The following is a 15,487-nucleotide window of genomic DNA, read 5'->3' as shown; positions in this document are numbered from 1 at the left end:
CATGATTTACGGCATCGGTACCGACATCCTCCAGATCTCGCGCCTGGAGGCGACCCTGGGACGTCACGGCGACCGCTTCGCCGCCAAGATCCTGGGCCCGCAGGAAATGGAAAAATACCTGCGCCGCAAAGCCAAGGTGGAAGCGCGCGGCGTGCGCTTCCTGGCCACCCGCTTCGCCGCCAAGGAAGCCTTTTCCAAGGCCATCGGCATGGGCATGCGCATGCCCATGACCTGGCGTGCGATGCAGGTCCTCAACGCGCCCAGCGGCAAGCCGGTGGTGGTCTGCAGCGGCGCCTTGCAAGAATGGATGGAAGAGCAGGGTCTGAGCGCCCAGGTTTCCGTCACCGACGAAGTGGAATACGCCGTCGCCTTTGTCATCGTGGAGAAGTCATGAATCAAGCCGTCAAGCCGCTCGGTCCGGTGATGCTGGACGTGGTCGGCACCACGCTGGACGCCGCCGATATCGCGCGCCTCCAGCACCCGCTGACGGGCGGGGTCATCCTGTTTGCCCGCAACTATGAAAGCCGCGCACAGCTGCTTGCGCTGACCGCTGCCATTCGCCAGGCGCGTCCCGGCATCCTGATCGCCGTGGACCACGAAGGCGGCCGCGTGCAGCGTTTCCGCACCGATGGTTTTACGCGTCTGCCGGCCATGGGCCAGCTCGGCCAGCTGTGGGATCGCGACGTGCTGCAAGCCACCAAGGTGGCCACGGCCACCGGCTTCGTGCTCGCCGCCGAACTGCGCGCCTGTGGCATCGACCTGTCGTTCACCCCGGTGCTGGATCTGGATTACGGTGTCTCCAGCGTCATCGGCGACCGTTCCTTCCATCGCGATCCGCGCGTGGTCACGCTCATGGCCAAGAGCCTCAATCACGGCCTGGCGCTGGCAGGCATGGCCAATTGCGGCAAGCATTTCCCCGGCCATGGTTTCGTCACGGCCGACTCTCACGTGGCCATTCCGGTCGATGAACGCGGCCTCGATGAGATCCTCGGCGATGATGCCACCCCTTATGACTGGCTGGGCATGAGCCTGGCCGCCGTGATGCCGGCGCACGTCATCTACCCCAAGGTGGATGCGCAACCGGCCGGTTTCTCCAAGGTCTGGCTGTCGATGCTGCGCGAGCGCTTCGGCTTCCAGGGGGTGATCTTCAGTGACGACCTCAGCATGCACGGTGCCAGTGTCGCCGGTGGTCCGCTGCAAGCCGCACAGGCGGCGCTGGATGCGGGCTGCGATGTGGCGCTGATCTGCAACTCGCCGGACAAGGCCGATGCCATCCTCGCCGGTCTGCAGGGCGGCACCGACGCCGCCTCTGCCGCGCGCCGCGCGACCTTGCTGCCCTGTGGCGAGGCGCTGGCCTGGGATGCGCTGCAAGCCGATCCGCGCTACCTGGCCGCACGCGCGCTGCTGCAGTCGCTGTAAGTTTTTTGCTTTCGCTCATGTCCGAGATCCCAGTACCCCCGCTCCCCGACCCGCGTGAAGTCGTGCTGGAGACGGTTGCCCGGCTGCCGCACCTGCCGGGTGTCTATCGCTACTTCGACGCTGAAGACAACGTGCTCTACGTGGGCAAGGCGCGTGACCTCAAGAAGCGCGTTTCCAGCTATTTCCAGAAGACCCTGACCAGCCCGCGCATCGCCATGATGGTCGAGCGCATCGCGCGCCTGGAAACCACGGTCACCCGCAGCGAGGCCGAAGCGCTGCTGCTGGAAAACAATCTCATCAAGACGCTGCGTCCGCGCTTCAACATCCTCTTTCGCGACGACAAGTCCTATCCCTACCTGAAGATCACCGGCCACGCCTTCCCGCGCATGGCCTACTATCGCGGTGCGGTGGACAAGCGCAGCCAGTATTTCGGCCCGTTCCCCAATGCAGGGGCCGTGAAGGAATCGATTCAGATCCTGCAGAAGGTGTTCCTGCTGCGCACCTGCGAAGACACCGTCTTCACCAACCGCACGCGGCCCTGCCTGCTGCACCAGATCCACCGCTGCAGCGGTCCCTGCGTGAATCTGGTCAGCCGCGAGGATTACGCGCTCGACGTGGAGAATGCCTCCAAATTCCTGCGCGGCCGCCAGAGCGAAGTGATGGAAGCGCTGGAGCAGAAGATGCACGCCTTCGCCGCCGACCTGAAGTTCGAGCAGGCCGCTGCCGTGCGCGACCAGATCGGTTCGCTCTCCAGCGTGCTGCACCAGCAGAGCATGGAGACGGTCAGCGATGCCGACATCGACATCATCGCCGTGACGGTGCAGGGCGGACGTGCCTGCGTGAATCTGGCGATGGTGCGCGGCGGCCGCCATCTCGGAGATCGCGCCTATTTCCCCACGCATGTGGATGATGCGATGGATACCGCCGAGGAGAGCATCGAGGTTGAAGTGCTCAAGGCCTTCCTGGCCCAGCACTACATCGACAAGTTCATTCCCGGCTCGCTCATCGTGGGTACCGAGTTCGATGATCCGGCGCTGATGATGGCCTTGATGGAGCAGTGCGGCCACCGCATCACGCTGACCTTCCAGCCGCAGGGCCAACGCCGCCAGTGGCTGGAAATGGCCGCCAAGGGGGCCGAGATCGCACTGGCGCGCCTGCTGTCCGAGCAGGGCTCGCAACAGGCCCGCACGCGTGCACTGGCTGAAGTGCTGGAGCTGGAACGTGAAGACCTGGACGAACTGCGCGCCGAATGCTTCGACATCAGCCACACGCAAGGTGAAGCCACGCAAGCCTCGTGCGTCGTGTTCCATCACCATGCGATGCAGAACGGTGAATATCGCCGCTACAACATCAACGACATCACGCCTGGCGATGACTATGCCGCCATGCGCCAGGTACTTACGCGCCGCTACGAAAAGGTGGCCAATGGCGAAGGCGTGATGCCGGATATCGTCCTCATCGACGGCGGCAAAGGCCAGGTCGAGATGGCGCGTCAGGTGCTGACCGAACTGGGTCTGGACATCAGTCTCATCGTCGGCGTAGCCAAGGGGGAAGGGCGCAAGGTCGGCCTGGAAACCCTGGTCTTCGCCGATGGCCGCGCCCCCAAGGAGCTGGGCAAGGAATCGGCTGCACTGATGCTGATCGCCCAGATCCGCGACGAAGCGCACCGCTTCGCCATCACCGGCATGCGCGCCAAGCGCGCCAAGGCACGCCAGACCTCGCGCCTGGAAGAGATCGAGGGCATCGGTGCCAAGCGCCGCCAGCGCCTGCTGGTGCGCTTCGGTGGCCTGCGCGGGGTGGTCGATGCCAGCGTGGATGACCTGGCTTCCGTCGAAGGCATCTCGCGCCAGCTGGCCGAAGAAATCTACCGCCAGTTGCACTGAGTTCGTTCACTCGGCTGACCCGTTGCTGCGCGCGCCGACGTAAAGGCGGGCGCAGCAGGGGACGACTCTGCTACTATTCGGTAAATTTTTTTTTCGTGTACGCCGCTCCAACCCTCCAAGACGTATGCCTTTCAATATTCCGATTCTGCTGACCTGGTTGCGGGTGGCGCTCATTCCTCTGGTCGTCGGGGTCTACTACCTCCCTGAGATTGGCCTGAACCGCTACGAGCAAGGCATCGCCGCCACGGCCGTGTTCATCGTCGCGGCCGCCACCGACTGGTTCGATGGCTTCCTGGCGCGCCGCTGGAACCAGACCTCCGCCTTTGGCGCCTTCCTCGACCCGGTGGCCGACAAGCTCATGGTCACCGGCGCCTTGCTGGTGCTGGTGCATCTGGACCGCGTGCATCCGGTGATCGCCTTCATCATCATCGGCCGCGAGATCGCCATCTCGGCGCTGCGCGAATGGATGGCCCAGATCGGCGCCTCCAAGTCGGTGGCGGTCAGTTCGCTGGGCAAGATCAAGACCACCGCACAGATGATCGCCATCCCCATGCTGCTGTACTACGACAGCCTGTTCGGCTTCATCGATACGCGACTGTGGGGCAGCCTGCTGCTGCTGGTGGCAGCGGTGCTGACGGTATGGTCGATGCTGTACTACCTGCGCAGGGCGATGCCGATGATCAGGGAAGCCGATGCCGGGAACAGAAAAAATAATTAAATAATTAAGATCGATAGTTGACAAATACCAACGCTGCCTTATAATAGCGTTCTGTTTTCGATGCGGGAGTAGCTCAGTTGGTAGAGCGATACCTTGCCAAGGTATAGGTCGAGAGTTCGAGACTCTTCTCCCGCTCCAAGTTACTTGGAAAAAAGGAAGCCTGAACAAGCTTCCTTTTTTTATTGTGATAGGTGAGCGAGCATTGAAAGTTTGGCTGCGGCGCAAGTCGAAAAAAGTCAAAAAAGATGTTTGCAAACAACACGTGTTTTAGGTAGTATGCGTGTCCCCAAGGCGGGGTAGCAAAGTGGTTATGCAGCGGCCTGCAAAGCCGTCTACGCCGGTTCGATCCCGACCCCCGCCTCCAAAACGCTCCATGCGGGAGTAGCTCAGTTGGTAGAGCGATACCTTGCCAAGGTATAGGTCGAGAGTTCGAGACTCTTCTCCCGCTCCAGATTCAAGGCAGGCAGCTTCGGCTTCCTGTGGCAGTAAAGTGGTGGTTCCCATGCGGGAGTAGCTCAGTTGGTAGAGCGATACCTTGCCAAGGTATAGGTCGAGAGTTCGAGACTCTTCTCCCGCTCCAGTTTCAAACCAGGCAGCTTCGGCAGCCTGTGGCAGTAGATGTAAAAGTCCCATGCGGGAGTAGCTCAGTTGGTAGAGCGATACCTTGCCAAGGTATAGGTCGAGAGTTCGAGACTCTTCTCCCGCTCCAAATTGAAAGAGGAAGCCTTCGGGCTTCCTCTTTTCATTTCTGCGCCGCATTTCCTGCTTTTCCTGCAGGCAAGCCGGCCATTCCTCCCGTCTGCTGCATATTGTTTACGCGCCTGTTTTTAGTCTCACCGTGCCGCCGTTTCGGCCCAGGCGGGACGATGCGTCTCTCCTGGCGCGGCCAGCGTGGTATTTCGGTATACGCAGCATTGGCAAAAATCAAAAATGTCGGCTATAGGCGATTGCCTGATTGCCACGGCCATGTTTCCCCACTACATTGCTGAGTCAGGCTTTTCGCCTGTCACCATCATTTGCATCCGGGGGAGGGGGCATGGACAATTTTCAGAAAGAGATTGACGAAAGAACCAATCTCACCGCATCCAACAAGTTCGAGCTGCTGTTGTTCCGTCTGGGGGCGGATCCACATGGCGAGCGCTCCGAGCTGTTTGGCATCAACGTCTTCAAGATCCGCGAAATCGTGCCCATGCCGCCTGTGACCAAGGCGGCCGGTACGCAATCGCCGATGCTGGGCATGGTCAACATCCGCGGCCAGATCATTTCGGTGATCGACTTGCCGGCCGTGGTGGGCTGTGTGCCCAAGACCGGCCTCAACATCCTGCTGGTCACCGAATACGCGCGCAGCACGCAGGCCTTTGCGGTCGAGTCGGTGGACGAGATCGTGCGCCTGGAATGGAGCCAGGTCCTGTCGGCGGAAACCAGCAGTGGTGGCGCCTTCGTCACCAGCATCGCGCGCCTCGACCAGGACAAGGACACCAGCCGCCTGGCCCAGGTGCTGGACGTGGAGCAGATCCTGCACGAGATCATGCCCAGCGACCGCAACATGAAAATGGAAAACCTGGAGAAGAGCGCCGGCCATGGCATGCGCCCCGGTGCGGTGGCCATTGCCGCCGACGATTCCAAGGTGGCCCGTTCGCTCATCGAGCAGGGCTTGCGCGCCATGGAGATTCCCTTCGAGATGCATGTCACCGGCAAGGATGCCTGGGACAAGATCCAGAAACTGGCCAAGGAAGCACGCGCTGAGGGCAAGCCGATTTCCGACAAGATCTCCTTCGTGCTGACCGACCTCGAAATGCCGGAAATGGATGGTTTTACGCTCACCCGCAACATCAAGCGCGAGGATTTCCTGAAGAACATCCCGGTCATCATCCACTCCTCGTTGTCCGGCTCGGCCAACGAGGACCACGTCAAGAGCGTGGGCGGGGATGCCTACGTTGCCAAGTTCGAAGCCAATGAACTGGCCTCGACCATCTTCGGCGTGCTCGACCGCGCTGCAGCCAAGGCCTGAGGTATATACACGCTGCACGCATCATCAAGGGAGCCTCCGGGCTCCCTTTCTTTTTGTTCTCGCCGTTATCTGTCCTGCCGCAGCCGGCGGCGATCTCGTATACTGGCGCTCCCTTGATCCTGCCGCAGTCAGCGGCGCAGAGCCTTTCCTCATGCAGATTCCCGCCATTGCCTCCCCGTTCGATGCCAGCCTGGCCGCCCGGCTGGAAGCGCGCATCAATGACAAGACCAAGCCTCTCGGCAGCCTGGGTGCACTGGAACGCCTGGCGCGCCAGATCGGCCTGATCCAGGGCAGCGACCATCCGGTGCTGCGCCAGAGTGCCATCGTGGTCTGTGCCGGGGACCATGGCGTCACTGCCGAGGGCGTCTCGGCCTACCCGCAAAGCGTGACCTGGCAGATGGTGGAGAACTTCCTGGCCGGAGGTGCCGCGATCAACATCTTCGCGCGCCAGAATGAATGTGCGCTGTATATCGTCGATACCGGCGTCAATCACGATTTCGGCCCGCGCGATGGCCTGCTGGACCGCAAGATCGCCCCCGGTACCGCCAACTTCTGCCAAGGCCCGGCGATGACGGCGCAGCAATGCCAGGCTGCGCTGCAGGCCGGGTTGCAGTTCGCTGAATCGTTGCAGGCCGATGTACTGGGCTTTGGTGAAATGGGGATCGGCAATACCACTGCCGCCGCCGCATTGATGGCCGCCTTTACGGGCGTGCCGGTGCAAGAGTGCGTCGGGGCCGGCACCGGCCTCGATGCCCAAGGCGTCGCCCGCAAGGCCGATGCGGTGACGCGTGCGCTGCGCCTGCATGCGCAAGCGAGCGCACCATTGGAGCGACTGGCGGCCCTGGGCGGCTTCGAGATCGCCTTCATGACGGGGGCCATGCTCGGTACGGCACAGCGCCGCAAGGTAATACTGATCGATGGCTTCATCGTCACCTCGGCGCTGCTGGTGGCAGCCGCCTTGCAGCCGGCCGTGCTGGAGTACTGCGTGTTCTCGCATTGCTCGGATGAGGCCGGCCATCGCCGCATGCTGCAGTACCTGGGTGCGACGCCCCTGATGCAGCTGGACCTGCGCCTGGGCGAGGGCACCGGTGCCGCACTGGCCTTGCCGCTGCTGCGTGCGGCGATCAATTTCCTGGAACGCATGGCGACCTTCTCCTCGGCCAGCGTCAGCGAAAAGCATGTCTGAAAAAGACTTCACATCACCGCCATCACCCCGCAGCGACGGTCCGCTGTACCAGCTGCGCCTGTTCTTCACGGCGCTGCAATTCTTCACACGGCTTCCTATCCCGCGCTGGGTGGGCTTCCAGCCGCACTGGCTGCAACATGCCACGCGCTATTTCCCGCTGGTCGGCTGGATAGTGGCCTGGGCTTGCGCCCTGGTCTACCTGCTGGCCGTGCAGTTCTGGCCGCAGATGGTGGCGGTGCTGCTGTCCACTGCAGTCGGGATCTGGCTCACCGGCGCCTTTCATGAGGATGGTTTTGCCGATGTCTGCGATGGCCTCGGTGGCGCAGTCAGCCGAGAACGTGCGCTGGAGATCATGCGGGATTCGCGCCTGGGCAGTTATGGCGTGATCGGTATCGTCGCGCTGTTGCTGACCAAGCTGGCAGCCTTGCAGGCGCTGCTGCCGTTGCAGGTGCTGGCCGTGCTGGGGATGGCGCATCCGCTGTCGCGCTGGCTGGCCACTTGTCTCATCTGGCGCATGGAATACGTGCGCGAAGAGGGCAAGGTCAAGCCGCTGGCGCAGCAGATGGGGCAGGGCGAATTCCTGCTGGCGACCTTGTTTGCGGTGCTGCCGGTGATCGGGGTGATCGCGCTGGGCATGATGTCCTGGCAGCGCATTGCCGCCGGCGTGGTGCTGGCAGCCGTGGCGACGCTCTGGCTGGCCGCGCGGTTCCGGCGTCGCCTCGGCGGCTATACCGGGGATTGCCTCGGTGCGGTCCAGCAGTTGAGCGAGACCGCCTTTTATCTCGGTGCGCTTGCCTCGCTGCCGTCCTGGTGGAATCCCTGAGCCATGCTGTTGCAGTTGATTCGCCATCCCCAGCCGCTGGTGGACAAGACCACCTGCTATGGACGCAGCGATATCGCGGTCGCGCCCGAGATGCTGGCGCAGAGCGTGGCGCAACTATTGCCCCAGTTGCAGGCGCTGCCGCCTGATTGGCCGCTGGTGAGCAGTCCGCTGCAGCGCTGCGCGCAGCTGGCGCAGTCCCTTGCGCAGGCCATGTATCGACCCGCACCGGACGTGGATCCGCGGCTGCAGGAAATGGATTTCGGAAAGTGGGAGCTGCGCCCCTGGGATGACATCCCCTGGGCCGAGGTCGAGGCCTGGAATGCCGATCTTGTGCATTACGCACCCGGCGGCGGCGAGACATTGACCGAGGTGGCAAGCCGCATGTGGCAAGCCTTCAACGACCTGCTGGCCACGCCCGCCGAAGGCGTCATCGTGATTTGTCATGCCGGTACCATCCGCATGCTGCACGCCTGCGCCGCATGGCGTGCAGGGCAGGGGGAGACTGCCCGGCCCGATGCCGCAGCCCTCAGTGACATCGCCCTGCGTGCCGCAGCCCATCGCGCCGAGATCCCCCATGCCCGCCTGCTCGCACTGGACGTCTCCGTCAGTCCGAAGCGCTAGCCTGCCCCGCGCGACTCCACCGCAAATTTGATCAGTTCAGCCTGGCCATCGATATTGAGCTTGCGCTTGATGTTGAGCCGATGGGTTTCCACCGTGCGTACGCTCAGGTCCAGTTCGCGGGCAATCTGCTTGTTGGATTCGCCATTGGCGATGTGCTGCAGCACTTCGCGTTCACGCTGCGTGAGCAACTCGCGCACCGGCAGCGGCTGGGTCAGCTGGCGCGCCAGTGCGGCGCTGTAGTAGATCCCGCCCGAACGCACCGTTTCGATGGCATGCACGATGTCCTGGCTGGGTGCGTCCTTGAGCACATAGCCGCGCGCACCGGCCTGGATCGATTGCATCACGTATTCGGCCTTGTCATGCATGCTCAGGATCAGCACCGCAATCTCCGGATGCAGCGCATGAAAGCGCGCCGTCAGCTCGATGCCGTTGATGCCGCGCATGTTGATGTCCATCAGCGTGAGATCGATTGGATGGCGGGCAGCGGCGGCCAATGCTTCCTCCGCATTGCCGGCCTCGGCCACCACTTCCAGTCCGGGCACGGTTTCCAGTCGTGCGCGCAAGCCGTCGCGCACCAGCGGATGATCGTCGATGAGCATGATGCGCGTCGTGGCAGGGGCGATGGGCGGGGCGGTATCAGACATGGGGTGAAGGCAAAAGAGAAGAGCGGGGAATGATGGCGCTGATGCTGGTGCCGGCAGCCGATGAATCGATGCCCAGTTCGCCACCTACGGCTTCCATGCGCTCGCGCATGTTGCGCAGGCCGATACCATGGCGCGAATGATCGTCGACTTGGCCGGGATCGAAGCCGCTGCCGTTGTCCTGCACCTGCAGCATCAGCAGGTTGTGGCCGTCATAGAGACGCATGCTGATCTGGCTGGCGTTGGCATGACGCGCGATGTTGGTCAGCGCTTCTTGCGCCACGCGGAACAGCACGGTGTTGACCACGTCCGGGAGCGCAGCGCCGTCCTCACGCTGGCGCTCGTGCTCGAAGACGATCTGTGTCTGCGGGCTGCTTTCGCGCCACTCACCGCACAGGTGTTCCAGTGCCGCCGCCAGTCCGAGATCATCGAGGATGGCCGGCCGCAAATCATGCGAGATGCGGCGCACTTCGGCCAGCACGCCGTTGATCTGGGTGGCGGTCTTTTCAAAGCCGGCGCGGGCTGCCGCCGCCTGTTCGGGCGTGCCGCGCAGGCGTTCCAGCGCGGCTTCGATCTGCAGTTTGATGGAGACCAGCCACTGGCTGATACCGTCGTGCAGGTCGCGCGAGAGGCGCGCGCGTTCTTCTTCCTGCGAACGCACCACGCGCTGGGCCAGCTGGCGCAGCTTGGCATCGGCCACGCGATGCTCGCTCAGGTTCAGCAGCAGGCCGGCCAGTCCCACCGCCAGCGCGCTGGACAACGCGATGATCGCAATCAACAGCATGGTCTGATGCAGGTAGCCGGAATTCTGGTGATCGACCTGGGCCAGTGCCGCTTCCACATCATCCAGATAGATGCCGGTACCGATCACCCAGCCCCAGCGCGGCAGGGCGATCACGTAGCCCAATTTGGGTGCCACCGTCTTGCTGGAAGGCTTGCGCCACAGATAGCGTTCGAAACCACCACCCTGATGGGCGCGTTCGATCAGATGCCGGATGGTCGGGCTGCCGGAGTCATCGCGCCAGTCCCACATCTCGCGTCCCACCAGTTCCGGTTGGCGCGGATGCATGATGCTGCGGCCCTGGTCGTCGTAGACGAAGAAATAGCCATCGTCGCCGAAGGCCAGGTCGGAGAGGATGCGCCGGGCTTCTTCCTTGATGGCGTCATCGGTGCGTCCGGTGTCGTAGAGATGGGCCAGCGCATGCTGGGCCAGATCCACATAGTGGCGCAGCTCGGTATTCTTGCTGGCCAGGTAGGCGGCCTCGATGGTGGAACGCTGCTGGCGCGCCAGTTCCACCGCCTGGTAACGCACCACCAGCGCGATGGCCGCAAAGGCCAGGCACAGCGGGACGATGGCGAGGAAGATGATTTTCTGGCGCAGTTTCATGCCCGCGATTCTACCCAAAGCCTCTGGGTGCCCGCGTAAATCTTCATATCGTTTTCCCGCCGCTTATCACCCCGAAAGAAAATCCTTTCACCCTGCGTAATTCTACGTAGCGGCTCTGCGTAGTGCTGCGCTTGTGGGGCAGGAGGGGCATGCCGATACTGGCGGGCATCCTGCGCAGTGCGTCCGTTCAATCGGTTTCATTCACGTGGACCCGGACGGGGACGCACTGACGACAACAAGATTTCCCACAACAATTCATATCCGCAAGGAGGAGAACAATGAACCGCTTGGTTTCCAGACTGGGCTGGCTGGCTGTCGCCCTGGGCGGCGCCGGGGCCTGCGCCTACGTCGCATTGCAGCGCGGCGAATCGATCAATGCCGTCTGGCTGGTCGTGGCCTCGGTGTGCGTCTACCTGATCGCCTATCGCTTCTACAGCAAATTCATCGCCGAGCGCGTGCTGGGCCTGGATGGCGCACGCATGACGCCGGCCTACAAGTTCAACGATGGCCTGGACTACGTGCCCACCAACAAGTACGTGCTGTTCGGCCACCACTTCGCCGCCATCGCCGGCGCCGGTCCGCTGGTGGGCCCGGTGCTGGCCGCGCAGATGGGTTATCTGCCGGGCATGCTGTGGATCCTGGCTGGCGTGGTCTTTGCCGGTGCCGTGCAGGACTTCATGGTGCTGTTCATCTCCACCCGCCGCGACGGCCGCTCGCTGGGCGACCTGATCAAGTCCGAGCTGGGCCAGGTGCCGGGCGTGATTGCGCTCTTCGGCGCCTTCATGATCATGGTCATCATCCTGGCGGTGCTGGCGCTGATCGTGGTCAAGGCCCTGGCCGAGTCGCCGTGGGGCACCTTCACCGTGGCCGCGACCATTCCCATTGCACTCTTCATGGGCGTGTATTCACGCTACATCCGTCCGGGCCGCATCGGTGAAGTCTCGTGGATCGGCTTCGTGCTGCTGATGCTGGCCATCGTCGGTGGCCAGTATGTGCAGGAACATGCCGTGCTGGGACAGATGTTCACCTTCAACGGCAAGCAGCTGACCTGGATGCTGATCGGCTACGGCTTTGTCGCCTCGGTGCTGCCCGTGTGGCTGCTGCTGGCACCGCGCGATTACCTGTCCACCTTCCTGAAGATCGGCACCATCGTGGCGCTGGCGCTGGGCATCATCTTCATCGCCCCGCACCTGAAGATGCATGCGGTGACCCGCTTCATCGACGGCAGTGGTCCGGTGTGGTCGGGTTCGCTGTTCCCGTTCCTGTTCATCACCATCGCCTGCGGTGCGGTCTCGGGCTTCCATGCGCTGATTTCGTCTGGCACTACCCCCAAGCTGCTGGAAAACGAGAAGCACGCCCGCTTCATCGGCTATGGCGCGATGCTGATGGAATCCTTCGTGGCCATCATGGCGCTGATCGCGGCGTCCTGCATCGAGCCGGGCATCTACTTCGCCATGAACAGTCCCGCTGCGCTGATTGGCACCACGCCCGAGAACGTGGCCCAGGTGATCTCGCAATGGGGCTTCCACATCACCCCCGAGATGCTGACCCACACCGCCCAGGCCGTGGGTGAACACACCATCATCTCGCGCGCCGGCGGCGCGCCTACACTGGCCGTGGGCATGGCCCAGATTCTCTCCGGTGTGACGGGGGAAGCCATGATGGCCTTCTGGTACCACTTCGCCATCCTGTTCGAAGCGCTGTTCATCCTCACTGCCGTGGATGCCGGTACCCGTGCCGGCCGCTTCATGCTGCAAGATCTGCTGGGCGCGTTCATCCCGCCGATGAAGCGTACCGACTCGTGGGCCGCCAGTCTGATCGCCACCGGCCTGTGCGTGACCGGCTGGGGTTACTTCCTGTACCAGGGCGTGGTCGATCCGCTGGGTGGCATCAATACCCTGTGGCCGCTGTTCGGCATCTCCAACCAGATGCTGGCCGGTATTGCCCTGATCCTGGCGACCTGCGTGCTGTTCAAGATGAAGCGCGACCGCTTCGCCTGGGTCACCGTGGTGCCTACTACCTGGCTGCTGATCTGCACCCTGACCGCCGGCTGGCAGAAGGTGTTCGATGCCAATCCGCGCGTGGGCTTCCTGGCGCATGCGCAGAAGTACCAGGCAGCGCTGGATGAAGGCAAGCTGCTGGCCCCGGCCAAGTCCATCGAGCAAATGCGCCAGGTGATTTTCAACGACTACGTCGATGCCGGCCTGGCCGCGATGTTCATGCTGGTGGTGGTGAGCGTGCTGGTGTTCGGCATCCGTACCGTGCTCAAGGCACGTGCGGCGCACCAGCCCAGCGTCAAGGAATCGGCCTACGAAGCGTTGCCCGCCAGTGCAGTAGCCCCGCAATGAAGCTTTTTGCATCAAGGAGAACAGCATGAGCAAACCTGGCGCCCTGGCGCAACTGATGGCCTGGCGGCGCCAGGTCGGCCGCACGCTGAACCTGATGGTGGGCATGCCCGAATACGACACCTATGTGGCGCACATGAAAGCGGCTCACCCGGATCACTGCGTGATGACCTATGAAGAGTTCTTCCGCGAGCGGCAGGAAGCGCGCTATGGCGGCAAGGGGCGGGTGGGGCGGTGCTGTTGAAATACACCGTTTTCCCGCTGGCCAGAACTGCCACCGAGGCCAATGAGAAAGAGATCTTCGGGTCTCTTTTTTTATGGCGTTTCCATGATGCAGGTTATTTCTTATCAGGAATTCCCTCATACGAAGGATGTTGCTTTTGACTTATCATTTTTGAACGCATGACAAGACGTCAGCATTCTTCAGTTTTTTGATGTTCAAGGTGATTCAAGATGGCAAGCAACGATAGCGGCAAGACCCTTCTCATTGTCGACGACAGCAAGGTCTCGCGCATGGTGATCAAGGCCAACGTGCTGGCCGTCCACCCGGACTGGCAAGTGATGGAAGCCGGCACCGGCGAAGAGGCCATTGCCCTGGTCGGGCAATCCGTGCCCGACTACTGCACGATGGACATCAACATGCCCGGCATGCTGGGCACCGATGCCGCCGCGCAGATTCTGCAGGCGCATCCGTCGGTACGCATCGCCATCTTCTCGGCCAACATCCAGGAAGCCGTGCAGACCCGTGCCCAGCAACTGGGGGCGCTGTTCGTCGCCAAGCCGGTCACGGAAAAATCGATCGGCCAGGCCCTGCTGCATTTCCGGGGCCCGCTGTGAGCATCCTCAACGAGATCGAACGCGACGCCCTCACTGAAATCTTCAACGTGGGTGCCGGACGTGCAGCGCAGAGCCTGTCCGAAATCGTCGGCGACGAAGTAAGACTGTCGGTGCCCTCGGTGGAAGTGCTGCGTTCGGGTGCCATTGACGAACAGGTGCTGCCGCGCACGCGCGGGCGCTTTGCCACGGTGAGCCAGAATTTCGATGGCCCCTTCGATGCGGAAGCGGTGCTGCTGTTCACCGAGGATCGTGCGCTGTCCATCGTGCGCGACATGATGGGCTCGCAGATGAGCCTGGACGAGCTCGCCGAGTTCGAGCGCGAAGCCATGTGCGAATTGGGCAACATCATCCTCAATGCCTGCCTCTCGGCCATGGCCGACATGCTGGAAATCACCCTCAACAGTTCGCTCCCGCAGTATCTGGTGTCGTCGCCCGACGATATCTCGGCGCGGCTGGCGAGCGCGCAGGGCGATGAGAGCTATGTGCTGGTGCTGCACATCGACCTGGTGATCGAGAAGCATCAGACTGACGGCCATCTTATTTTCCTGCTCAGCTCCTCCTCGCTGCACGCGCTGGTGGAGCATGTGCAGCGTTACCTGGGCAAGATCGGTCTGGCATGAGCACCGCCGTGGTACCCCGCTTTCGCGCCGAGGACGTGCTCGACCAGCTGCATGGCGGGCTCATCATGCTGGACGCCGGACTGCACATTCTGCTCTGGAATGCTTGGGTGGCGCGCCACAGCCGCGTGCCCGCGGACCAGGCGCTGGACGCACGCTTCGAACACGTGTTTGACGAGCGCGTCTCGCCGGCGCTGCTGCGGGCCATCGACAACACGCTGGGCTACGGCTTGCCGGCCGTTCTCTCCAGCGCGCTGCACCGGGCACCGTTGCCGCTTTATCCGGATCATGGGGCAGCCCCGGCGGCAGGTCCGCTGGCCGCACCGGCCCGCATGGTGCAGTCGGTGGTGCTCACGCCCCTCGACAGCCCCGAGGGCGAGCGCCTGTGCCTGATCCAGATCAGCGATGCCAGCAACTCGGTACGCCGCGAGAAGATGCTGCAGTCGCATTCCGATGTGCTCAAGCGCCAGGTCGGCACCGATGGCCTCACCGGCATTCACAATCGCCGGCATTTCGATGAACATTACGCCCAGACCTTGCACCGCGTGGGACAGTCGGGCGGGACGCTGTCGCTGTTCATGGTCGACGTCGATTTCTTCAAGCAGTACAACGACCACTATGGCCATGGACCAGGCGACCAGGTCCTCAAGCGTGTGGCAGCGGCCCTGCAGGGGCAGTTGCAGCGGCCCGGTGATCTGCTGGCGCGCTATGGCGGTGAAGAATTCATCCTGCTGATGGAAGGCCTGTCGCCTGGTCAGGCCGCCGAGGTCGCCGAAGCCCTGCGCGAGACCGTGTACGGCCTCGCCGAGCCCCATGCCAAGTCACTGGTGGCGCACCGCGTGACCATCAGTGTCGGCGTGTGCACACGTGCAGTGCCGGAGGGGATGGATGGACGTCTGCTCATGTCGGCAGCCGACGCCGCGCTGTACCGCGCCAAGCTGGGCGGGCGCAACAAGGTGGTAGCGACCGACTGATTCGGCCTGTGGGCATGCCTTGTGG

15 protein-coding genes and 5 tRNA genes are annotated in these 15,487 nt (G+C 62.8%); 18 read left to right on the top strand and 2 right to left on the bottom strand.

The annotated features are described in order from the left end of the window. Nucleotide 1 precedes the first annotated feature (1 nt). The 13 genes from acpS to ACWHXP_RS10130 all read left to right on the top strand — a co-directional run bounded on the left by acpS (nucleotide 2) and on the right by ACWHXP_RS10130 (nucleotide 8,661). The gene (acpS, locus tag ACWHXP_RS10190) at nucleotides 2-394 is read left to right on the top strand and encodes a holo-ACP synthase (RefSeq protein WP_088753669.1); all 393 of its coding nucleotides are present in this window, start codon (nucleotides 2-4) and stop codon (nucleotides 392-394) included. Beyond that, nucleotides 391-1,419: a beta-N-acetylhexosaminidase gene (gene nagZ, locus ACWHXP_RS10185; protein ID WP_489625317.1), complete on the top strand. Its 1,029-nt coding sequence runs from the start codon at nucleotides 391-393 to the stop codon at nucleotides 1,417-1,419. Before acpS ends, nagZ begins: the two co-directional genes overlap by 4 nt. Nucleotides 1,420-1,436: 17 nt before the next feature. Further along, nucleotides 1,437-3,302, top strand: a complete 1,866-nt coding sequence (gene uvrC / locus ACWHXP_RS10180) for an excinuclease ABC subunit UvrC (RefSeq protein WP_039786371.1) — start codon at nucleotides 1,437-1,439, stop codon at nucleotides 3,300-3,302. A 124-nt stretch (nucleotides 3,303-3,426) separates the two neighbouring features. Continuing rightward, nucleotides 3,427-4,020, top strand: coding sequence for a CDP-diacylglycerol--glycerol-3-phosphate 3-phosphatidyltransferase (gene pgsA, locus ACWHXP_RS10175; RefSeq protein WP_489633918.1), 594 nt, complete (start codon nucleotides 3,427-3,429; stop codon nucleotides 4,018-4,020). 62 nt (nucleotides 4,021-4,082) lie between these two features. Continuing rightward, nucleotides 4,083-4,158 (top strand) — tRNA-Gly (locus ACWHXP_RS10170). Between the two features lie 152 nt (nucleotides 4,159-4,310). After that, a tRNA-Cys gene (locus tag ACWHXP_RS10165) sits at nucleotides 4,311-4,384 on the top strand. A gap of 11 nt (nucleotides 4,385-4,395) precedes the next feature. Beyond that, nucleotides 4,396-4,471, top strand: a tRNA-Gly gene (locus ACWHXP_RS10160). A gap of 53 nt (nucleotides 4,472-4,524) precedes the next feature. Next, nucleotides 4,525-4,600: transfer RNA gene (locus tag ACWHXP_RS10155), tRNA-Gly, on the top strand. A 53-nt stretch (nucleotides 4,601-4,653) separates the two neighbouring features. Beyond that, nucleotides 4,654-4,729 (top strand) — tRNA-Gly (locus tag ACWHXP_RS10150). A gap of 327 nt (nucleotides 4,730-5,056) precedes the next feature. Beyond that, the gene (locus ACWHXP_RS10145) at nucleotides 5,057-6,031 is read left to right on the top strand and encodes a chemotaxis protein (RefSeq protein ID WP_121039568.1); all 975 of its coding nucleotides are present in this window, start codon (nucleotides 5,057-5,059) and stop codon (nucleotides 6,029-6,031) included. Nucleotides 6,032-6,182: 151 nt separating this feature from the next. Continuing rightward, entirely contained in the window at nucleotides 6,183-7,217 is a 1,035-nt protein-coding gene (gene cobT / locus ACWHXP_RS10140; RefSeq protein ID WP_489633919.1) for a nicotinate-nucleotide--dimethylbenzimidazole phosphoribosyltransferase, read from the top strand. Beyond that, complete coding sequence (locus ACWHXP_RS10135) at nucleotides 7,210-8,040, top strand: adenosylcobinamide-GDP ribazoletransferase (RefSeq protein WP_489633920.1); 831 nt, start codon at nucleotides 7,210-7,212, stop codon at nucleotides 8,038-8,040. The genes cobT and ACWHXP_RS10135 overlap by 8 nt, the downstream gene beginning before the upstream one ends. Nucleotides 8,041-8,043: 3 nt before the next feature. Next, the gene (locus ACWHXP_RS10130; protein WP_489633921.1) at nucleotides 8,044-8,661 is read left to right on the top strand and encodes a histidine phosphatase family protein; all 618 of its coding nucleotides are present in this window, start codon (nucleotides 8,044-8,046) and stop codon (nucleotides 8,659-8,661) included. On the opposite strand, the gene ACWHXP_RS10125 is transcribed toward ACWHXP_RS10130, so the two are convergent. Both ACWHXP_RS10125 and ACWHXP_RS10120 read right to left on the bottom strand, forming a co-directional pair. Further along, nucleotides 8,658-9,305, bottom strand: a complete 648-nt coding sequence (locus ACWHXP_RS10125; protein WP_034334115.1) for a response regulator — start codon at nucleotides 9,303-9,305, stop codon at nucleotides 8,658-8,660. The two genes, ACWHXP_RS10130 and ACWHXP_RS10125, sit on opposite strands and share 4 nt — an antisense overlap. Further along, entirely contained in the window at nucleotides 9,298-10,689 is a 1,392-nt protein-coding gene (locus ACWHXP_RS10120) for a cache domain-containing protein (protein ID WP_121039580.1), read from the bottom strand. The genes ACWHXP_RS10125 and ACWHXP_RS10120 overlap by 8 nt, the downstream gene beginning before the upstream one ends. A 278-nt stretch (nucleotides 10,690-10,967) precedes the next feature. Between ACWHXP_RS10120 and ACWHXP_RS10115 the strand changes: the two genes are divergently transcribed. The 5 genes from ACWHXP_RS10115 to ACWHXP_RS10095 all read left to right on the top strand — a co-directional run bounded on the left by ACWHXP_RS10115 (nucleotide 10,968) and on the right by ACWHXP_RS10095 (nucleotide 15,462). Further along, on the top strand, nucleotides 10,968-13,037 hold the full coding sequence (locus tag ACWHXP_RS10115; RefSeq protein ID WP_039786358.1) for a carbon starvation CstA family protein: 2,070 nt from the start codon (nucleotides 10,968-10,970) through the stop codon (nucleotides 13,035-13,037). Between the two features lie 55 nt (nucleotides 13,038-13,092). Continuing rightward, complete coding sequence (locus ACWHXP_RS10110) at nucleotides 13,093-13,278, top strand: YbdD/YjiX family protein (RefSeq protein ID WP_034334124.1); 186 nt, start codon at nucleotides 13,093-13,095, stop codon at nucleotides 13,276-13,278. 209 nt (nucleotides 13,279-13,487) lie between these two features. Further along, the gene (locus ACWHXP_RS10105) at nucleotides 13,488-13,871 is read left to right on the top strand and encodes a response regulator (protein WP_034334120.1); all 384 of its coding nucleotides are present in this window, start codon (nucleotides 13,488-13,490) and stop codon (nucleotides 13,869-13,871) included. Beyond that, complete coding sequence (locus tag ACWHXP_RS10100; protein WP_039786354.1) at nucleotides 13,868-14,491, top strand: chemotaxis protein CheC; 624 nt, start codon at nucleotides 13,868-13,870, stop codon at nucleotides 14,489-14,491. Before ACWHXP_RS10105 ends, ACWHXP_RS10100 begins: the two co-directional genes overlap by 4 nt. Beyond that, complete coding sequence (locus ACWHXP_RS10095; protein ID WP_489625324.1) at nucleotides 14,488-15,462, top strand: GGDEF domain-containing protein; 975 nt, start codon at nucleotides 14,488-14,490, stop codon at nucleotides 15,460-15,462. The genes ACWHXP_RS10100 and ACWHXP_RS10095 overlap by 4 nt, the downstream gene beginning before the upstream one ends. Nucleotides 15,463-15,487 lie beyond the last annotated feature (25 nt).

This window comes from Herbaspirillum sp. Her2, assembly GCF_057961375.1.
This window is presented reverse-complemented; position numbering and strand designations above follow the sequence as displayed.